This window comes from Komarekiella delphini-convector SJRDD-AB1 (assembly GCF_014831675.1).
Lineage (GTDB): Bacteria > Cyanobacteriota > Cyanobacteriia > Cyanobacteriales > Nostocaceae > Komarekiella.
Window position 1 is genome coordinate 148,205 of record NZ_VJXY01000009.1, and the last position, 15,226, is coordinate 163,430.

General features: G+C 40.3%; 13 protein-coding genes. 9 read left to right on the plus strand and 4 right to left on the minus strand.

The window, feature by feature from the left end:
- Positions 1-164 precede the first annotated feature (164 nt).
- The gene (locus tag FNW02_RS10990) at positions 165-1,031 is read right to left on the minus strand and encodes an alpha/beta fold hydrolase (RefSeq protein ID WP_225225567.1); all 867 of its coding nucleotides are present in this window, start codon (positions 1,029-1,031) and stop codon (positions 165-167) included.
- A gap of 209 nt (positions 1,032-1,240) precedes the next feature.
- Here FNW02_RS10990 and FNW02_RS10995 point away from each other — a divergent pair, with 209 nt between their 5' ends.
- The 4 genes from FNW02_RS10995 (at position 1,241) to FNW02_RS11010 (ending at position 4,545) form a co-directional block, all read left to right on the plus strand.
- On the plus strand, positions 1,241-2,056 hold the full coding sequence (locus FNW02_RS10995) for a DUF1206 domain-containing protein (RefSeq protein ID WP_191757580.1): 816 nt from the start codon (positions 1,241-1,243) through the stop codon (positions 2,054-2,056).
- A gap of 62 nt (positions 2,057-2,118) precedes the next feature.
- On the plus strand, positions 2,119-3,273 hold the full coding sequence (locus tag FNW02_RS11000) for a glycoside hydrolase family 10 protein (RefSeq protein ID WP_191757581.1): 1,155 nt from the start codon (positions 2,119-2,121) through the stop codon (positions 3,271-3,273).
- Between the two features lie 11 nt (positions 3,274-3,284).
- The gene (locus tag FNW02_RS11005; RefSeq protein WP_191757582.1) at positions 3,285-3,713 is read left to right on the plus strand and encodes a DUF2358 domain-containing protein; all 429 of its coding nucleotides are present in this window, start codon (positions 3,285-3,287) and stop codon (positions 3,711-3,713) included.
- A gap of 544 nt (positions 3,714-4,257) precedes the next feature.
- Positions 4,258-4,545 (plus strand): hypothetical protein, encoded by a 288-nt coding sequence (locus FNW02_RS11010; protein WP_191757583.1) that lies wholly within the window; start codon positions 4,258-4,260, stop codon positions 4,543-4,545.
- Between the two features lie 99 nt (positions 4,546-4,644).
- On the opposite strand, the gene FNW02_RS11015 is transcribed toward FNW02_RS11010, so the two are convergent.
- Entirely contained in the window at positions 4,645-5,874 is a 1,230-nt protein-coding gene (locus FNW02_RS11015) for a hypothetical protein (RefSeq protein WP_191757584.1), read from the minus strand.
- Positions 5,875-6,434: 560 nt separating this feature from the next.
- Here FNW02_RS11015 and FNW02_RS11020 point away from each other — a divergent pair.
- Positions 6,435-6,845 (plus strand): helix-turn-helix domain-containing protein, encoded by a 411-nt coding sequence (locus tag FNW02_RS11020; protein ID WP_225225569.1) that lies wholly within the window; start codon positions 6,435-6,437, stop codon positions 6,843-6,845.
- A 13-nt stretch (positions 6,846-6,858) separates the two neighbouring features.
- Entirely contained in the window at positions 6,859-8,424 is a 1,566-nt protein-coding gene (locus FNW02_RS11025) for an HNH endonuclease family protein (protein ID WP_191757585.1), read from the plus strand.
- A 120-nt stretch (positions 8,425-8,544) separates the two neighbouring features.
- On the opposite strand, the gene uvrA is transcribed toward FNW02_RS11025, so the two are convergent.
- Entirely contained in the window at positions 8,545-11,469 is a 2,925-nt protein-coding gene (uvrA, locus tag FNW02_RS11030) for an excinuclease ABC subunit UvrA (RefSeq protein ID WP_225225570.1), read from the minus strand.
- A 183-nt stretch (positions 11,470-11,652) separates the two neighbouring features.
- Here uvrA and FNW02_RS11035 point away from each other — a divergent pair, with 183 nt between their 5' ends.
- Positions 11,653-12,399 (plus strand): Uma2 family endonuclease, encoded by a 747-nt coding sequence (locus FNW02_RS11035; RefSeq protein WP_191757586.1) that lies wholly within the window; start codon positions 11,653-11,655, stop codon positions 12,397-12,399.
- Between the two features lie 441 nt (positions 12,400-12,840).
- On the opposite strand, the gene FNW02_RS11040 is transcribed toward FNW02_RS11035, so the two are convergent.
- Positions 12,841-14,094, minus strand: a complete 1,254-nt coding sequence (locus tag FNW02_RS11040; protein ID WP_191757587.1) for an RNA polymerase sigma factor — start codon at positions 14,092-14,094, stop codon at positions 12,841-12,843.
- 209 nt (positions 14,095-14,303) lie between these two features.
- Here FNW02_RS11040 and FNW02_RS11045 point away from each other — a divergent pair, with 209 nt between their 5' ends.
- Complete coding sequence (locus FNW02_RS11045; RefSeq protein WP_225225571.1) at positions 14,304-14,738, plus strand: YciI family protein; 435 nt, start codon at positions 14,304-14,306, stop codon at positions 14,736-14,738.
- Positions 14,739-14,766: 28 nt separating this feature from the next.
- A complete protein-coding gene (locus tag FNW02_RS11050) occupies positions 14,767-15,213 on the plus strand; it encodes a YybH family protein (RefSeq protein WP_191757588.1) in 447 nt (148 codons plus the stop codon).
- Positions 15,214-15,226: the final 13 nt, after the last annotated feature.

The following is a 15,226-nucleotide window of genomic DNA, read 5'->3' on the forward strand; positions in this document are numbered from 1 at the left end:
CTGTTTTTGGGCTATTTATCAGCGATAAAGCTTGAAAAACAGCCACCATTAAATCACTGTTAAATCTTTTTTATAGGTTGCACTACTCAGCTTGATTTAGCTAAAGCTAATGAGTATTTTTACTTGAGCAATTACCCATTTGGTATAGCAGCAACCACAAATAACTAAGTCGTTAGAAATTCTCGTATATACTGATTAACCAACTCAGGCTGTTCTTGTTGCACCCAATGGCTACAATTGGGTAGATACTTAATTTGAAAGTCTTTAACATAAGCTTCAGTGCCGTAAGTTAGCTCTTTACCAAGTGCGGTATCTTTTTCTCCCCAAATCATCAGGGTTGGTACTTCTAAAACGCGCCAGTTTTGATTGAGCATTCTCTGTTGAAAAATATTGCGGTAATAGTTCAACATTCCTGTGAGAGCACCACGTTTGGCAGCAGCATTTTTATAAGCGTCAATATCCGCTTGAGTGAAAGCATTTTTGTTAACTGCCATACCTTTAAAAGCGGTTTCAATTGCTTGGTAGTCTGAAGATTGTAGGAATAATTCCGGTAGTAACGGTAATTGAAATAGGAAGATGTAGAAACTACGTAGCAACTGTTGAGGAGTGCGTAAACCTTGAGCAAATTTAGCCGGATGAGGCAGATTGAGTATAATTAAGCGCTCTACCATACTTGGATAATTGTAAGCGAAATTCCAGGCGATCGCACCACCCCAATCATGTCCAACTAAAACACAATTCTGGTAGTCATTACCTCTAATTACTCCCTCAATATCTTTAACAAATTCATCCATGATATAAGCTGATTGCTCTTTTGGCTTATCACTGTCGTTGTAGCCACGTAAGTCAAGAGCGACAACTTTAAAGTCTTTAGCAAATTCTGTTATTTGATGCCGCCATGAGTACCAAAACTCAGGAAAACCATGTAACATCAGCATCAAAGGCCCTTCACCCTGGGTGACATAATGTAGTTTCACCCCATTCGTAGTTATATATTCGTGTTTCCAAGAAGATTCATTTACAAACACCATTAATACTACTCCATCTGTAGAAAAAATTATTAAAGCATACAATAGATAATTTTAATTATTGTGTCTTTTTGAATGCCATAACATCTATTAGCAGAAAGCATTATGGCGGTAATTTTTTATATTAAAGTATCTGCATAACTCTCCCTTAGATAGATGTAGATTTTCGATAAATATTGCTAAAAAAAATATCATGACTTCATCCAACTACCATGACAAAACAGCTGACACACTACCCTTCAATATGGGTTGAGCGACTAGCACGACTCGGTTATGCTTCCAAAGGAGTAGTTTATGGTATTGTCGGATTATTAGCAGCACAGGCAGCTTTTGGTACAGGTGGTCGAACGACCGATACCAGAGGTGCTCTACAAACACTTTTAACTCAACCATTTGGTAAATTATTGCTGACTCTGATCGCAATTGGTTTAATTGGATATGTACTTTGGCGATTTGTGCAAGCAATAAAAGACCCAGAAAATAAAGGTACAGATGCAAAAGGATTAGCTCAGCGAATTGGTTATGCAATCAATGGTTTGATATACGCTGGTTTAGCGGTTAGTGCTGTGCAACTTATCCAAGGTTCAGGCGGTAATAGTAATAGTAATTCCACCGACGATTGGACGGCTCGCTTACTTTCTCAACCCTTTGGCCAATGGTTGGTGGGAACTATCGGGGCATTTATAATTGGTATGGGTTTCTATCAGTTTTATAAAGCCTTTACTGCCAAGTTTCGCAAAGAACTCAATTTAACCGAATTAAGCCAGACAGAACGCAAGTGGGTAATGGGTATTTGCAGATTTGGTTTGCTGGCAAGGGGCGTTGTGTTTTGCATCATTGGCTGGTTTTTGATTCAAGCCGCAAGACAATTTGATGCTAGCGCTGCTGGAGGTTTGGCTGAGGCATTACAGACTTTGGCACAACAACCTTACGGTTCATGGCTTTTGGGCATTGTCGCCTTTGGTTTAGTTGCCTACGGGATTTATCTGCTAATTCAAGCGCGATATAGTCAGCTGTTCACGGGTTGAAAGTAGCAATATTTCACGGCAAGCTGCTACGTATCTATACACACTGTTTTTAGATATGTAAGTTGGTTATGGCAGAAATACGCGGTGTCTGGCTTACCACTACTGATAGTAAAGTTCTTAGGTCAAAGCAACGCATTGCCGAGGCGATGGACTTTCTGGCTGAGACGGGCTTTAATGCAGTTTTTCCCGTTGTTTGGAACAAGGCAGTAACTTTGTATCCTAGTCAAACAATGCAGCGGACTTTTGGGGTGGAAATTGACCCTCTGTGCGTAGGTCGTGACCCGTTAGATGAAGTTATATTAGAGGCGCGGCGAGTTGGCCTGAAAGTTATCCCTTGGTTTGAATACGGCTTTGCTAGTTCATATAACTTGAATGGTGGTACACTTTTGCAGAAAAAACTGGAGTGGGCTGCCCGTGACTGCAAAGGTAATTTATTGAAGAAAAACGGTTTCGAGTGGTTGAATGCCCTCGACGTCCAAGTGCAAGAATTTCTGTTGAACTTGGTGCTGGAAGTTGTGAAAAATTACGATATTGATGGTATCCAAGGTGACGATCGCTTTCCTGCATTACCATGTGAAGGTGGCTATGATCAGGTAACTATCACACGCTATCGCCAGCAGTTTAATCACAATCCACCACAAAACCCTAAAGATTGGCAATGGTTACAATGGCGTGCAAACATTCTCACTGACTTCTTGGCGCGTCTATACCAGGAGGTGAAAGCGGTTAATCATAACTTACTGGTGTCAATGGCTCCTAATATACATGATTGGGCGTTTAAAGAATATCTGCAAGACTCACCCACATGGCTTAAGCGGGGACTAGTCGATATTATCCATCCGCAGATTTATCGTCGTGATTTTAGAAGTTATCAGGCGATCGCTGATAAACTAGTAAACCAGCAGTTCACAAATGTGACGTTGCCAAAGTTAGCGCCAGGAATTCTGATAAAACTTGGCTCTTACTGCATTAGTCCTGAATATCTAGTACAGGCAATTGAATACAACCGCCAACTTGGCATTCAAGGAGAAGTATTATTTTTTTACGAAGGTTTGCGAGACAATAACAATACCCTGGCTAAAGTTTTACGAAGTGGCCCCTATACTAAGTCTGCGTCATTTCCAAGTTTGTCATATTTAAGTGGAGATGGTGTTAGCAATAACAGGTCATCTTCAATTTGGCAGGAAGTGGAGAAATTGCTAAGAAATATTTTTTAAGGAAAAAAGGCGTGGAATATCAATTGCAAATAGAACGAGTAATAAAAACTCTTAAACAGGACTTACCAACACTTTTTCAAAAAGATATCTCATATAATATCTATACACAAGATATCTACTTTCAAGACCCGGTAAACAAATTCAAATACAAATTCAACTATCGCATTATATTTTGGACTTTGCGATTTCACGCTCGGCTATTTTTTAATCAAATTTATTTTGATGTACATGAAATTTCTCAGTCAGCCGAAGACACCATTTTAGCAAAGTGGACAGTTCGTGGAGTTTTACGTGTTCCTTGGAAAGCAGGTGTGTTTTTTAATGGATACTCGACTTATAAACTCAACCGGAACGGTTTGATATACGAGCATATTGACACTTGGGATCGTAAACCGGGGAAGATTTTAAAGCAGTTTTTTATGAAGGGAGGAGAAAGCTAATTAGCTACTATATATTTCTCTTATCTTAATTTAAATCTAAGCTTATGTAAAGTTTTTCTTAAACAGGCAAAGCCAATAAAAATTTTTGTAAAAATCATCAATTTTAGGACAAAACTTACTTAATTAAGTCCTAAAAAATGTCTATATAACTAGTTTTTATATAGTAAAAGCTTTACATCTTAATTATTTTTTTATGATAATTTTACATATAATCTCTTTAAATTTTGATTAATAATGTAAAAATTTAAAAGTAAAATTAAATGGTTTTAATGATTACAAAGACGCTATATCGTCTAAAATCGAGCTTCCTCAGTCTAAAATTTTAAGTTAATTAAAAAATTAGTATTTACCGGGTAATGTCCTCAAAAATACCTCATAATGACTGACAGTACTGACCTAATTCATGGTAAGTAGAAAATTCCTAACGAAAAAAGTAAGTTGTGATAAGCATCTTTCTCTTTTCCTCCTGTTCCTTCTCTTTATTCCCAAATCAATTTCAAGACTTCCAATGAAAATTGAGAATACTGGTAGGGAATATATGTAAATGGTAAAACACAAATTACATCCTGATTACAAAAACAAGATAATGGCTAAAATAGTAATTTCCGACTTACACCCTATTGATGTAAACCCATTTATACATGATCTAGTTTCAGAACAAATAGAGGACTTATTAGGGGGCGATATCAATGTTCAGATAATCGCTATCAATTACGGCTTTAATCCCTTAATCAACATAATTGAAGGGCCGTATAGCGTTTATGATAATAGAACTGACGGTACGGACTATTCAAGACAACTAGCAGTCGGTTCTCTTTTTAATGATTCGTAACTGATAGAGTTGTGTTGCAAAAATTCAAGGTTGAGCAAAAATGAGTTGTAAAACTAAGTTTAGTTATCTCCATGATATTATTAGCTTAAATTCCAGTTTCTAAATTTGCTCGGATTGAGTTTTTTGGGTTTGTGAGCTATCTTCTGGAGAAGATTCAGTGTAGTTTATTGCTAGCTCATTAGCTGCACTATGTTTTAGATCTTCTGCTGCTTCCTGAATATCTTTGGCGGAACTTTGAAAATCTTCTCCTGCTTCCTGAATGTCTTTAGCAGAATGCTGAAAATCTTTTCCTGCTCCCTGAATTTCTTGGGCAGAATGCTGAAAATTTTCCCCTGCTTCTTGAAGCTTACTTACGGTTTCTGATGGCATTACAACGCCTTCCGCTCGCTGGATAATATCATCAGCAAGCCGTTCGCTAAAACCAACTACAAATGCAATTGAAAAGAAGAAATAATACTTGATATCAGTATTTTCTGGCTCTTGAGATGACTTAGGAACTTGTATAGTTGAAATAATATTAGAGTTAATAATTGTAAAAACTAAGATGCCAAATGCTGTTCCAATCAAAGGTTTAGCAAAGCCAACTAAAATAGGAGCAACCGAGCCTTTATAATCAGTATCTTGATATTTTTTCAGCCTAATTAAGATGCTAATTATACTGCCGAAGGTTCCAGCAAAGCCAGCTACCATTACCAAAGTAGATCTTTCAAAGAATAGTTGTATTTGACTTGGTTTAACTTTTGCTTTTTCATCTAGAATATTAGAGGATTTTGGCACAGCATTACTATTATTCAATGCCTCTGTCAGTAAGTCTATCTGAGTAAGTGTTGTTACCAAAACTGTGATTACAAAAACTCCTGGAATTACAATCGAATAGATTGGCATTGCTATTGCAAGTCCCAGCAAAATTTTGGTCGGTGCTGACCATTCTCGAACAGCTTGCTTGAAAAAATTTTTTATCAAACCTAGAAATGTTTTACTGTTAATAAAATATTCAATATCGTGTCTTATATTTTTAGCAAGAACTATTTTTTCTTGCTTCATCATTAGCAGAAAATACAAAGCTACTTTAGCTGATTTGAGTTTTGATTGTAGAGTGATACATTCAGCTATACTCTTAGGTTTGCTCTTTTGAACTTTTAAAATGTATTCCCCAAAGCGCTGTAAAAGTGATATTTGACTGGCAATTTCTTCCTGAATATTCTCTTTTAAATTTTGTAACTCTACTTGTTGAAGTTTATTTTGTACTTCTTCAAGCAATTGATAAATTTCTTGTTGTAAGTCTTTAAGGATACTTTGACATTGCTCCTGAATATCTTTGCGATTCATAAGTCTATTTTCTCTTGAGATATTTATGATATGCTTAGCTTGATGTAATGTTTTCAGTCAATAATGTAAATAACTTGAACAATAACCGAATTCTTATTTTTAAAATTAAGTTATAGTGATTTATATTTACTTAAATAAAATATTAACTTCAATTTCATGTTTCTCAAGTTTAAGAACTCATATTAAAACTAATATTAAAACTCATATTAAAGTTTATATATTTTATGTATTGACGAAAGAAATTAAGTAATAATCTTAGAGATTTAGTTTTATATTATACTGTATAAACATACGTGTAGGTTTCTTAGATAGCTATTAGAAATTGGAAGTAATTAAGCGATCGCTCTCAAGAATCTTTAGTTAAAAGCAATTCCAGCGATATCTAGTGATTAGGTGCGTAGGCGAAGTCCGTCGTAGACATTGCCTACACAGTTTCCTTGCGATCGCGCAATATCTCCACTTATATTATTCGTTGGTAGCCTTCATCGTCCACTTGGCTAAAGTTCTCAAAGAGAGCCGGAAAAATGACCTTTACTTTTAACTCAGAAATTTACAGCTAATTGCTATCTCGATATCAACCTCGAATTATCAAAACAGAAGAGAAAAACGAGAATTTTTTAGAAATTGTTGAAGAACTACTTTCTCGTTCTTATCTGAAATCTCAAGAAGATATTTTATTGAAATTATTGACAAAACTGATTGAGGATTTTGAAGAAAAACATTATCAAAGAAATTCCTCAAAACCTCACTTAAAACTCAAGCATTTAATCGAAGCTCAGAGTTTGGAACAAGCTGTTTTAGTCGAAATTCTTGGTTCGAGCGAGATTGTCGATAAAGTTATTAATGGTGAGTTAAAAATTTCTCGACAACAAGCTGAAGCTTTAGGGAAGTTGTTTCATGTTGATGCGAGCTTGTTTATTTTCAGATTAAGCGATCGCTTTTTTATGTTATTATTTATACTGACAAAATAAAGAGACGGCGAAGATGGTGAAGGATAGTTCAAAAGTCAGCCTAGATGCACTCATAGCAAGAGAAGCATTTGAAGTCCAAGGGCAGCAAGGTCAAAACATAGGCAGAAATATTCCTATGATATCGGTTCGTGATTTAGAAAAAAATTCTTTTTTTTATCCTTTTTTACGCAAACCTGATTTTCAAAGAGAAACTAATGAGTGGGAAGCTGAAAAAATATGTGAGTTTATAGAAAGTTTTTTAGATGGCGATTTAATACCATCGGTCATTCTTTGGAGAAGTTCTAGCAGTTATTATTTTGTAATTGATGGTTCACATCGACTTAGTTCTTTAATAGCCTGGATCAATGATGACTATGGTGACGGCAAGATTTCCAAAGAATTTTATGATGGAGACATTACAGAAGAACAAAAAAGTGCTGCTCAGGAAGTAAAGAAACTAATTAAACAAAGGATAGGTGCATACAAGGATTATCAATCATTCACACAGCAGCGAGGACAATTAGATCAAAAACTTATTGAAAGAGCAAGAAATTTAGGAGCTTTAGGTATCCAGCTTCAATGGGTTGAAGGTGATTCAGAAAAAGCAGAAGCGTCTTTCTTTAAAATTAATCAAAAAGCAGCGCCAATTGGTGAAACCGAAATGCGTTTATTAAAAGCACGTAAGACACCTAATGGTGTTGCTGCTCGTGCAATTATGAGAAGTGGTAATGGTCACAAATATTGGTCAGACTTCTCACAAGACAAGCAGGATGAGATTGAACAACTAGCCCAAGATATACATCAACTTCTTTTTGAACCTAAACTAAAAAATCCTATTAAAACTTTAGACGTACCGCTAGTAGGGAATCTATCAACTGCTGAAAAACTTGAAGTTATATTAGAGTTTGTAAATATGGTTAATGGGATAGAAATTGATGATCAATTAGGAGATGATCCAACAGGAGATAAAACTGTAGAACTGCTAAAAAGTTGTAAAAAGGTAGTCCAGAGGATAAATAGCAATCATCCTTCATCTTTGGGCCTTCATCCTATCATATATGTTTACACTAGTGCCGGAAAGCCGAAAATTGGCTCATTTTATGGTATTGTTACCTTCATATTACATTTAGAAAAAGCTAAATATTTTACTAATTTTATAGAAGTACGAAAAGATTTTGAATGGGTGATTTGGCAAGATGATATGGTTCCACAGATTGTCATTAAAAATGGAAATGCAGTCAAAGCAAGAGGGAAAGTTAAAGATTTTTATATAAAAATTATTGATAAATTATCACAAGAAATAGATAAGAAAAATGTCATCAAGGATATCATAGCTGAAAAATATTTTGGTTCTTTAAAAGCTAGAACAAAAGGTAATACAAATGAAACCGAAAGTAAAGAATTCTCACGAGAGACCAAAGCTGCTGCTTTTATCAGAGATGCTTTACCTGGTTCTCCACGATGTAAAATCTGTGGTGGCTATCTCCCCAGTCGTCTTAACTCTATAGACCACATTAAAAGAAAAGCTGACGGTGGTTTGGGTACTTTAGATAATGCACAGTTAACTCATCCATACTGTAATACAACATTCAAAAATTAGATTCAAAAATTAGATATTCCTAAAATCTAGATAAAATTAGATGTAGGGTACTTTACTAGGAAGTCTATTGTACTGTTTTTAACTATCTTCAATGTGATTGGTGAAACGTAACGCTCCTTATTACTTTTTCATTGCTGGATACTGCTGCAAAACCTGCTGTAAATATTGCCCAGTATAAGACTTGGGATTAGCTGCAACTTCCTCCGGTGTGCCTACAGCAATTAATTCTCCGCCTTTATCGCCACCTTCTGGCCCCAAATCTATCACCCAATCAGCACAACGAATTACATCTAAGTTGTGTTCAATTACTAATATTGAATTGCCTTTATCTACCAACCGTTGCAATACATCTAATAATTTGTGGACATCGTAAAAAGATAAACCTGTTGTCGGTTCATCTATTAAATAAAGTGTCTTACCTGTGGCGCGTCGAGATAGTTCTGTTGCTAATTTCACCCGCTGTGCTTCACCACCAGATAAGGTAGTCGCAGGTTGACCAAGTTTAATATAACCTAAGCCCACATCAAATAAAGTTTGCAAGCGGGCGACAGCTTTAGGTATGTTTTGAAAAAACTCTAAACTCTCCTCAACTGTCATGTTGAGAACATCAGAAATGGACTTGTCTTTGTACTTTACCTGCAAAGTTTCACGGTTGTATCTTGCACCTTTACAAATCTCGCATTGCACGTAAACATCAGGTAGAAAGTTCATTTCAATAACATTTACACCCTGTCCGCTACAAGCTTCGCAACGTCCACCTTTAACGTTGAAGGAAAATTGTCCAGGTTTATAACCCCTAGCTTTGGCTTCTACCGTTTGGGAAAACACATCCCGTACAGCATCAAAAATGCCTGTGTAAGTTGCAGGGTTAGAACGCGGTGTACGGCCAATGGGGGATTGGTCTATAACGATCGCCTTATCAATAGCATTTAATCCCTGTATCTTATCTAACTCTTTGGGTAAGGGAACTTTCTTAGTTAGGTGGTGTTGCAGAGATGGGTAAAGTAATTCGTTAATTAGGGTAGATTTGCCAGAACCAGAAACACCAGTAACGGCGACAAGTTTACCTAGTGGGATTTCTACATCGATATTTTTTAGATTGTTGCGATTGGCACTTTTGATTACTAAACTGCGGCCATTTCCTTCTCGGCGTTTGCTTGGTGTGGTGATTACCCGTCGTCCTGATAAATATGCACCAGTTAAGGAATCTTCTGCTGCTAGCAACGCCTGAAAATCACCTTGAGCAATAATATTTCCGCCGTGAATTCCTGCACCAGGGCCAATATCAACTATGTGATTAGCTGCGCGAATTGTCTCTTCATCGTGCTCGACAACAATTAATGTATTACCTAAATCACGCAACTTTGTTAAGGTTTTGAGCAACCGTCCATTATCTCGTTGATGCAAACCAATACTTGGTTCATCTAAAACGTAGAGAACTCCTGTTAAACCAGAACCAATTTGTGTTGCTAAACGAATTCTTTGTGCTTCGCCACCCGAAAGCGTCATTGCTGGACGGTCAAGGGTGAGGTAATCTAATCCTACATCTAGCAAAAATTGCAATCTAGCTTTGATTTCTCTAAGTACTAAATCAGCAATTTGTAACTGCCGATCGCTTAACTTGAACTGATCAATTCTCTCCCGACAATCCCGAATTGAAACCCCAGTCAACTCTAAAATTCCATATTGTCCCAACTTCACCGCCAAGGCTTCTGGTTTTAACCGTTTACCGCCACACACCTCACAGGGCTGATCAACTAAATAATCCTCTAGCTTTTGCTTAATTATCTCGGAAGCACCCTCATACTGTCTTTGCAGTATGGGAATTACCCCTTTAAAATTCTGTTTCTTATCTCCCTCTTTGGTTGGTTCTCCATACAAAACTATCTGCTGCTGTTCTACTGTCAGCTTGCTCCAAATAGCCTGTAACTCAAACCCATAAGCCTGTCCCAAACTGTAGAGCAATTCCAGATAGTAAGAATTATCCTTTTCTGACCAAGGCGCGATCGCAGCATACAATGGTGATTCTGGGTCAGGTACTACCAAATCAGGCGAAAATCTTTTTAAAGTCCCGATCCCATGACAATGAGGACACGCCCCATAAGGTGAATTAAACGAGAACAATCGCGGCGATAATTCTTCCATTACCGCCCCATGTTCTGGACAAGCAAAATTTTCCGAGAATACTAATTCTTCTTCTTTATCATTTGTTGTTTGCTCCTGATTATCACCAATGACAATGGTAGCAATCCCACCTGATTGCTTGAGACACGTAGAAAGGGAATCGACTAAACGCTCTTGAATACCAGGTTTTTTTACCAAGCGGTCAATTACAACTTCGATAGTGTGAGTAAAATTTTTATCTAATTCAATCGAATCGGACAGTTCTCGCACTTCGCCATTGACGCGCACACGGACAAAGCCTTGAGATGCCAAACTCGATAACAGCTTGCGGTGAGTGCCTTTTTTACCTCTGACAACGGGGGCGAGGATTTGGAAGCGGGTGCGATCGCTCAATTCCATAATCCGATCAACCATCTCATCAATTGTCTGGGGTGAGATACAGCGATCGCAAATTGGACAATGGGGTTCACCAGCGCGACCAAACAACAGCCGCAGATAGTCATAAATCTCCGTTACTGTGCCAACAGTGGAACGGGGATTATGAGAAGTTGACTTTTGATCAATGGAAATCGCTGGACTTAAGCCTTCAATCGCCTCCACATCCGGCTTATCCAATTGTCCTAAAAATTGCCGCGCGTAGGCGCTGAGGGATTCCACATAGCGCCGCTGACCTTCAGCGAAAATGGTATCAAAAGCTAAAGAAGACTTACCCGAACCAGAAACGCCAGTAAACACAATTAGGCGATCGCGCGGTAATTCCAAGTCAATATTTTTCAGATTATGCTGCCTAGCACCCCGAATCCGAATGGTATTCTGGCTGTTATGGTTGGGGTAGGGAAGATGTCCATTTAGAAGAGAAGTCTGAGGGTCGGTTTCCTCCGATCGGAACTTCGGGGATTCGGCTAGCTTTGGATCTGACATATCGGCAGGCTGATGGTGAGAGGCGGCGTGAAACAGTCCTTAATAATACTATCTTTATTACGGTTATGGTAGAACAATCGTACTGTTTTTAGTGGCGATCGCTCCAAATTCATGCCGCAGACATCCTCCTGTATCTGCTAATTTGGAAGCATTACGACTAAACATCCTTCTAAGGGCGAAGCTATGGTATCTCAAATCCAACCGCAGACCCAGCCAGAGGTCATATACCCAGATTGTGACGGACAACCAGTGGCAAATAATACTATACAGTTTCGCTGGATAGTCGAGATTCAGCAGAATTTAGATTGGCTATTTGCTGAAGATCCCAACGTGTTTGTCGCAGGGGATTTGTTTTGGTATCCCCTTGAGGGACGTAACACCATTGTCAACGCCCCAGATGTCATGGTGGTATTAGGTAGACCAAAAGGCGATCGCCTCTCCTACATGCAATGGAAAGAAGGGGAAATTGCACCGCAAGTGGTATTTGAAATACTCTCTCCCAGCAACACACCAAATGAAATGGACAAAAAATTACTTTTCTACGATCGCTACGGAGTAGAAGAGTACTACATTTACGATCCTGACAAAAATAACTTACGGGGTTGGCTGCGTGGTGAAGACGGCTTAGATGTCATTGCTCAAATGGCAGATTGGGTAAGTCCTCAGTTGAAAATTCGGTTTGCTTTATCACCAGAGAGTTTGGATTTATATCGCCCTGACGGAGAACGTTTTTTGACCTATAAAGAAATTTCCCAAACGCTAGAACAAGAACGACAACGCGCCGAACAAGAACGACAACGCGCTGAACAAGCAGAACAAGCTAGAAGGGACGCCGTACCTCGATTATTGCAAATGAGTTTAAATGTAGAGCAGATTGCCCAAGCATTGGGCTTGTCAGTAGAAGAGGTGCAAGCGATCGCTCAAGAGTAATTCTCTAAGTAACAAGACATAAATAAATTCAAGTTCGTAGTTAGACGCATTGTCAACTAAAGAAAGTAGCAATAAATATCTTTGCAGTAAGTAAATCCGACATCAGAACTCGGAACTTCGTGCTCAGAACTCGGAACTTCGTGCTCAGAACTCGAAACTTCATGCTCAGAACTCGAAACTTTATGCTCAGAACTCGGAACTTCGTGCTCAGAACTCGGAGCTTTGTGTTCAGAACTCGGAACTTTGTGCCCAGAACTCGGAACTTCGTGCTCAGAACTCGGAACTTCGTGCTCAGAACTCGGAACTTCATGCTCAGAGAATAACTTGAACCATTTGTCTGTACCTTTTAGTTGAATGGTACTCGAATCAACAAATCCTTTGGTAGAGACGTTGCATTGCAACGTCTCTAGAGTCCAATTGATTGTAGGCCACTACAGTTAGTTATGCTTGAACTTCGCGCAGCCGACGTTCTAGAAAGCGGCGTTCGCTTTCATTAGTGACCAGCACAAGCGCGATCGCGTAGCTCTGTGCAGCTTCTACTGAGGCTCCCATGCGGCGCAGCAGATCGGCACGCGCGGCGTGAAATAGGTGATAGCCATCAAGTTGGGGGGCAAGCCTATCGATGAGTTCGAGCGCCGTCTGAGGACTGTCTATCATTGAGATCGCCACCACCCGGTTCAGCGAAACAATCGGCGAGGGCTGCAAGCGTTCGAGCAAATCGTAGAGGTGGACAATTTGTAACCAGTCCGTCTCTTGTGCCCGTGCCGCCTGACAATGTAGTGCTGCGATCGCCGCTTGCAAGGCAAATGGACTAGTTCCGCCACGCAATGCCTCCTCGACCAACGGCAGGGCCTCGGTAATCTGCTGTCGGTTCCAGCGACGACGATCTTGATCTTCGAGCAGCACAAGATCGCCAACTTCATCAAGACGAGCATCGCGCCGCGAGTCGTGCAGCAACATGAGCGCAACCAGCGCCGTCACTTGGGCTGGCGGCTGTGGTGTCATCAACGCCCTCACGAGGCGACCCAACCGGATGGCTTCTGTACAGAGGTCGGCTCTCACCATTGCCTCGCCCCTTGTTGCCGCGTAGCCTTCGTTAAAAATGAGATAGATCACCGTCAGGACTGCTTCCACCCGCGGCGGCAGATCGGTTGTATCCGGCACTCTGTAAGGAATACCCGCGTCACGAATCTTGCGCTTGGCACGCACCAGGCGTTGTGCCATTGTCGCCGTGGGTACAAGAAACGCCCGTGCGATTTCATCCGTCTCAAGTCCGCCTAGCATCCGCAGCGTCAGAGCAACCTGAGCCTCGATCGCCAGCGCTGGGTGGCAGCAAGTGAATATCAATCGTAGGCGATCGTCTGGAATTTCATCGGTGTCGTAGGTTGGCTCCTCGGTCGTTGGGATTAGCCCGGATGCAGCGTACCATTCCAGTTTTTCCGTCAGCCGTGTCCGGCGTCGGAGGCGATCAATGGCTTTGTATCGGGCTGTTTTGATAATCCACGCACGGGGAAGATTTGGAACGCCCGTGGACTGCCACTGATTTAATGCAGCTGTAAAGGCTTCCTGTGCCGCCTCTTCAGCCACATCGAAATCCCCAACCAACCGGATCAAGGTGGCAACAATCCGACCCCACTCAGTCCGATAAACCGAGGCGATCGCTTGGGTTACATCTGATTCTGCATTTGAAGCCATAGCTGACAAGAAAAAATTTTCTGACGAGGTGTCGATTTAAGCGATCGCCGTTCGACTTACTCACAAAGGGAAATAACACAGATAAGCTGTTATGCATTTAAATTGCACATTACCTTGACAGTCAACAGTCAACAGTTAACAGTTAACAACTACGCCGTTCGACTTACTCACAAAGAAAAATAACACAGATAAGCTGTCATGCATTTAAATTGCACATTACCTTGATAGTCAACAGTCAACAGTCAACAACTACGCCGTTCGACTTACTCACAAAGGGAAATAACGGAATGAAATATTTGCTGCTGATTTACCTGGAGGAAAATGCTCTGAGCGAAACCGAGCGGGAGGACTGTTATGTGAAATCCGCGCAGCTCGCCCAGCAACTCAACTCGAATGGGCAGTATCTAGCAACCGCCCCGCTTCACCCTGTCGCCACTGCAACCAGCGTCCGAGTGCGTGATGGCAAACCGCTTGTTACCGACGGCCCGTTTGCAGAAACGCGCGAACAATTGGGCGGGTTTTTTCTAATCAATGCCCAAGATCTCGACGGGGCGATCGCGATCGCTGCCCGGATTCCCGCAGTGCAAGTCGGCACTGTCGAAATTCGCCCAGTGATTGAAGTCGCAGGCTTGCCAGAGCATTAGGTTTTTCAAACCAAAAGGAGATACTTGAATGACAGCTAAAAGCACGATAACACTCAACGAAGCTGAGATTCGCCAACTGATTGCCGATCAACAAAGTGCCATTTGCGCTAAAGATGTTGATCAGATCATGTCCCACTATGCAACTGAGGTCATCATCTTTGATGTAAAACCCCCGTTCCAAATCAAGGGGAAAGGTGCTTTCCGTCAAGTCTGGGAAGAGTGTTTGCCTTATTTCCCGGACTCCTTTGAGATAGAAACACGAGATCTCAACATCACTGTCAGTGACAACTTGGCGGTTGCACATTGGCTCTCGCACTTCACAGCAATGGAACCACACCATCCGGCAATGCAGACGTGGATGCGGATTACTGCTGTCTGCCAGCGCAATCAAGGCGAATGGCAGATCTTACATCAACATATCTCTGTTCCATTTAATCCACAGACCTCTCAAGCCGTATTCACGCTAAACCCATAACCCAATTAAAAGA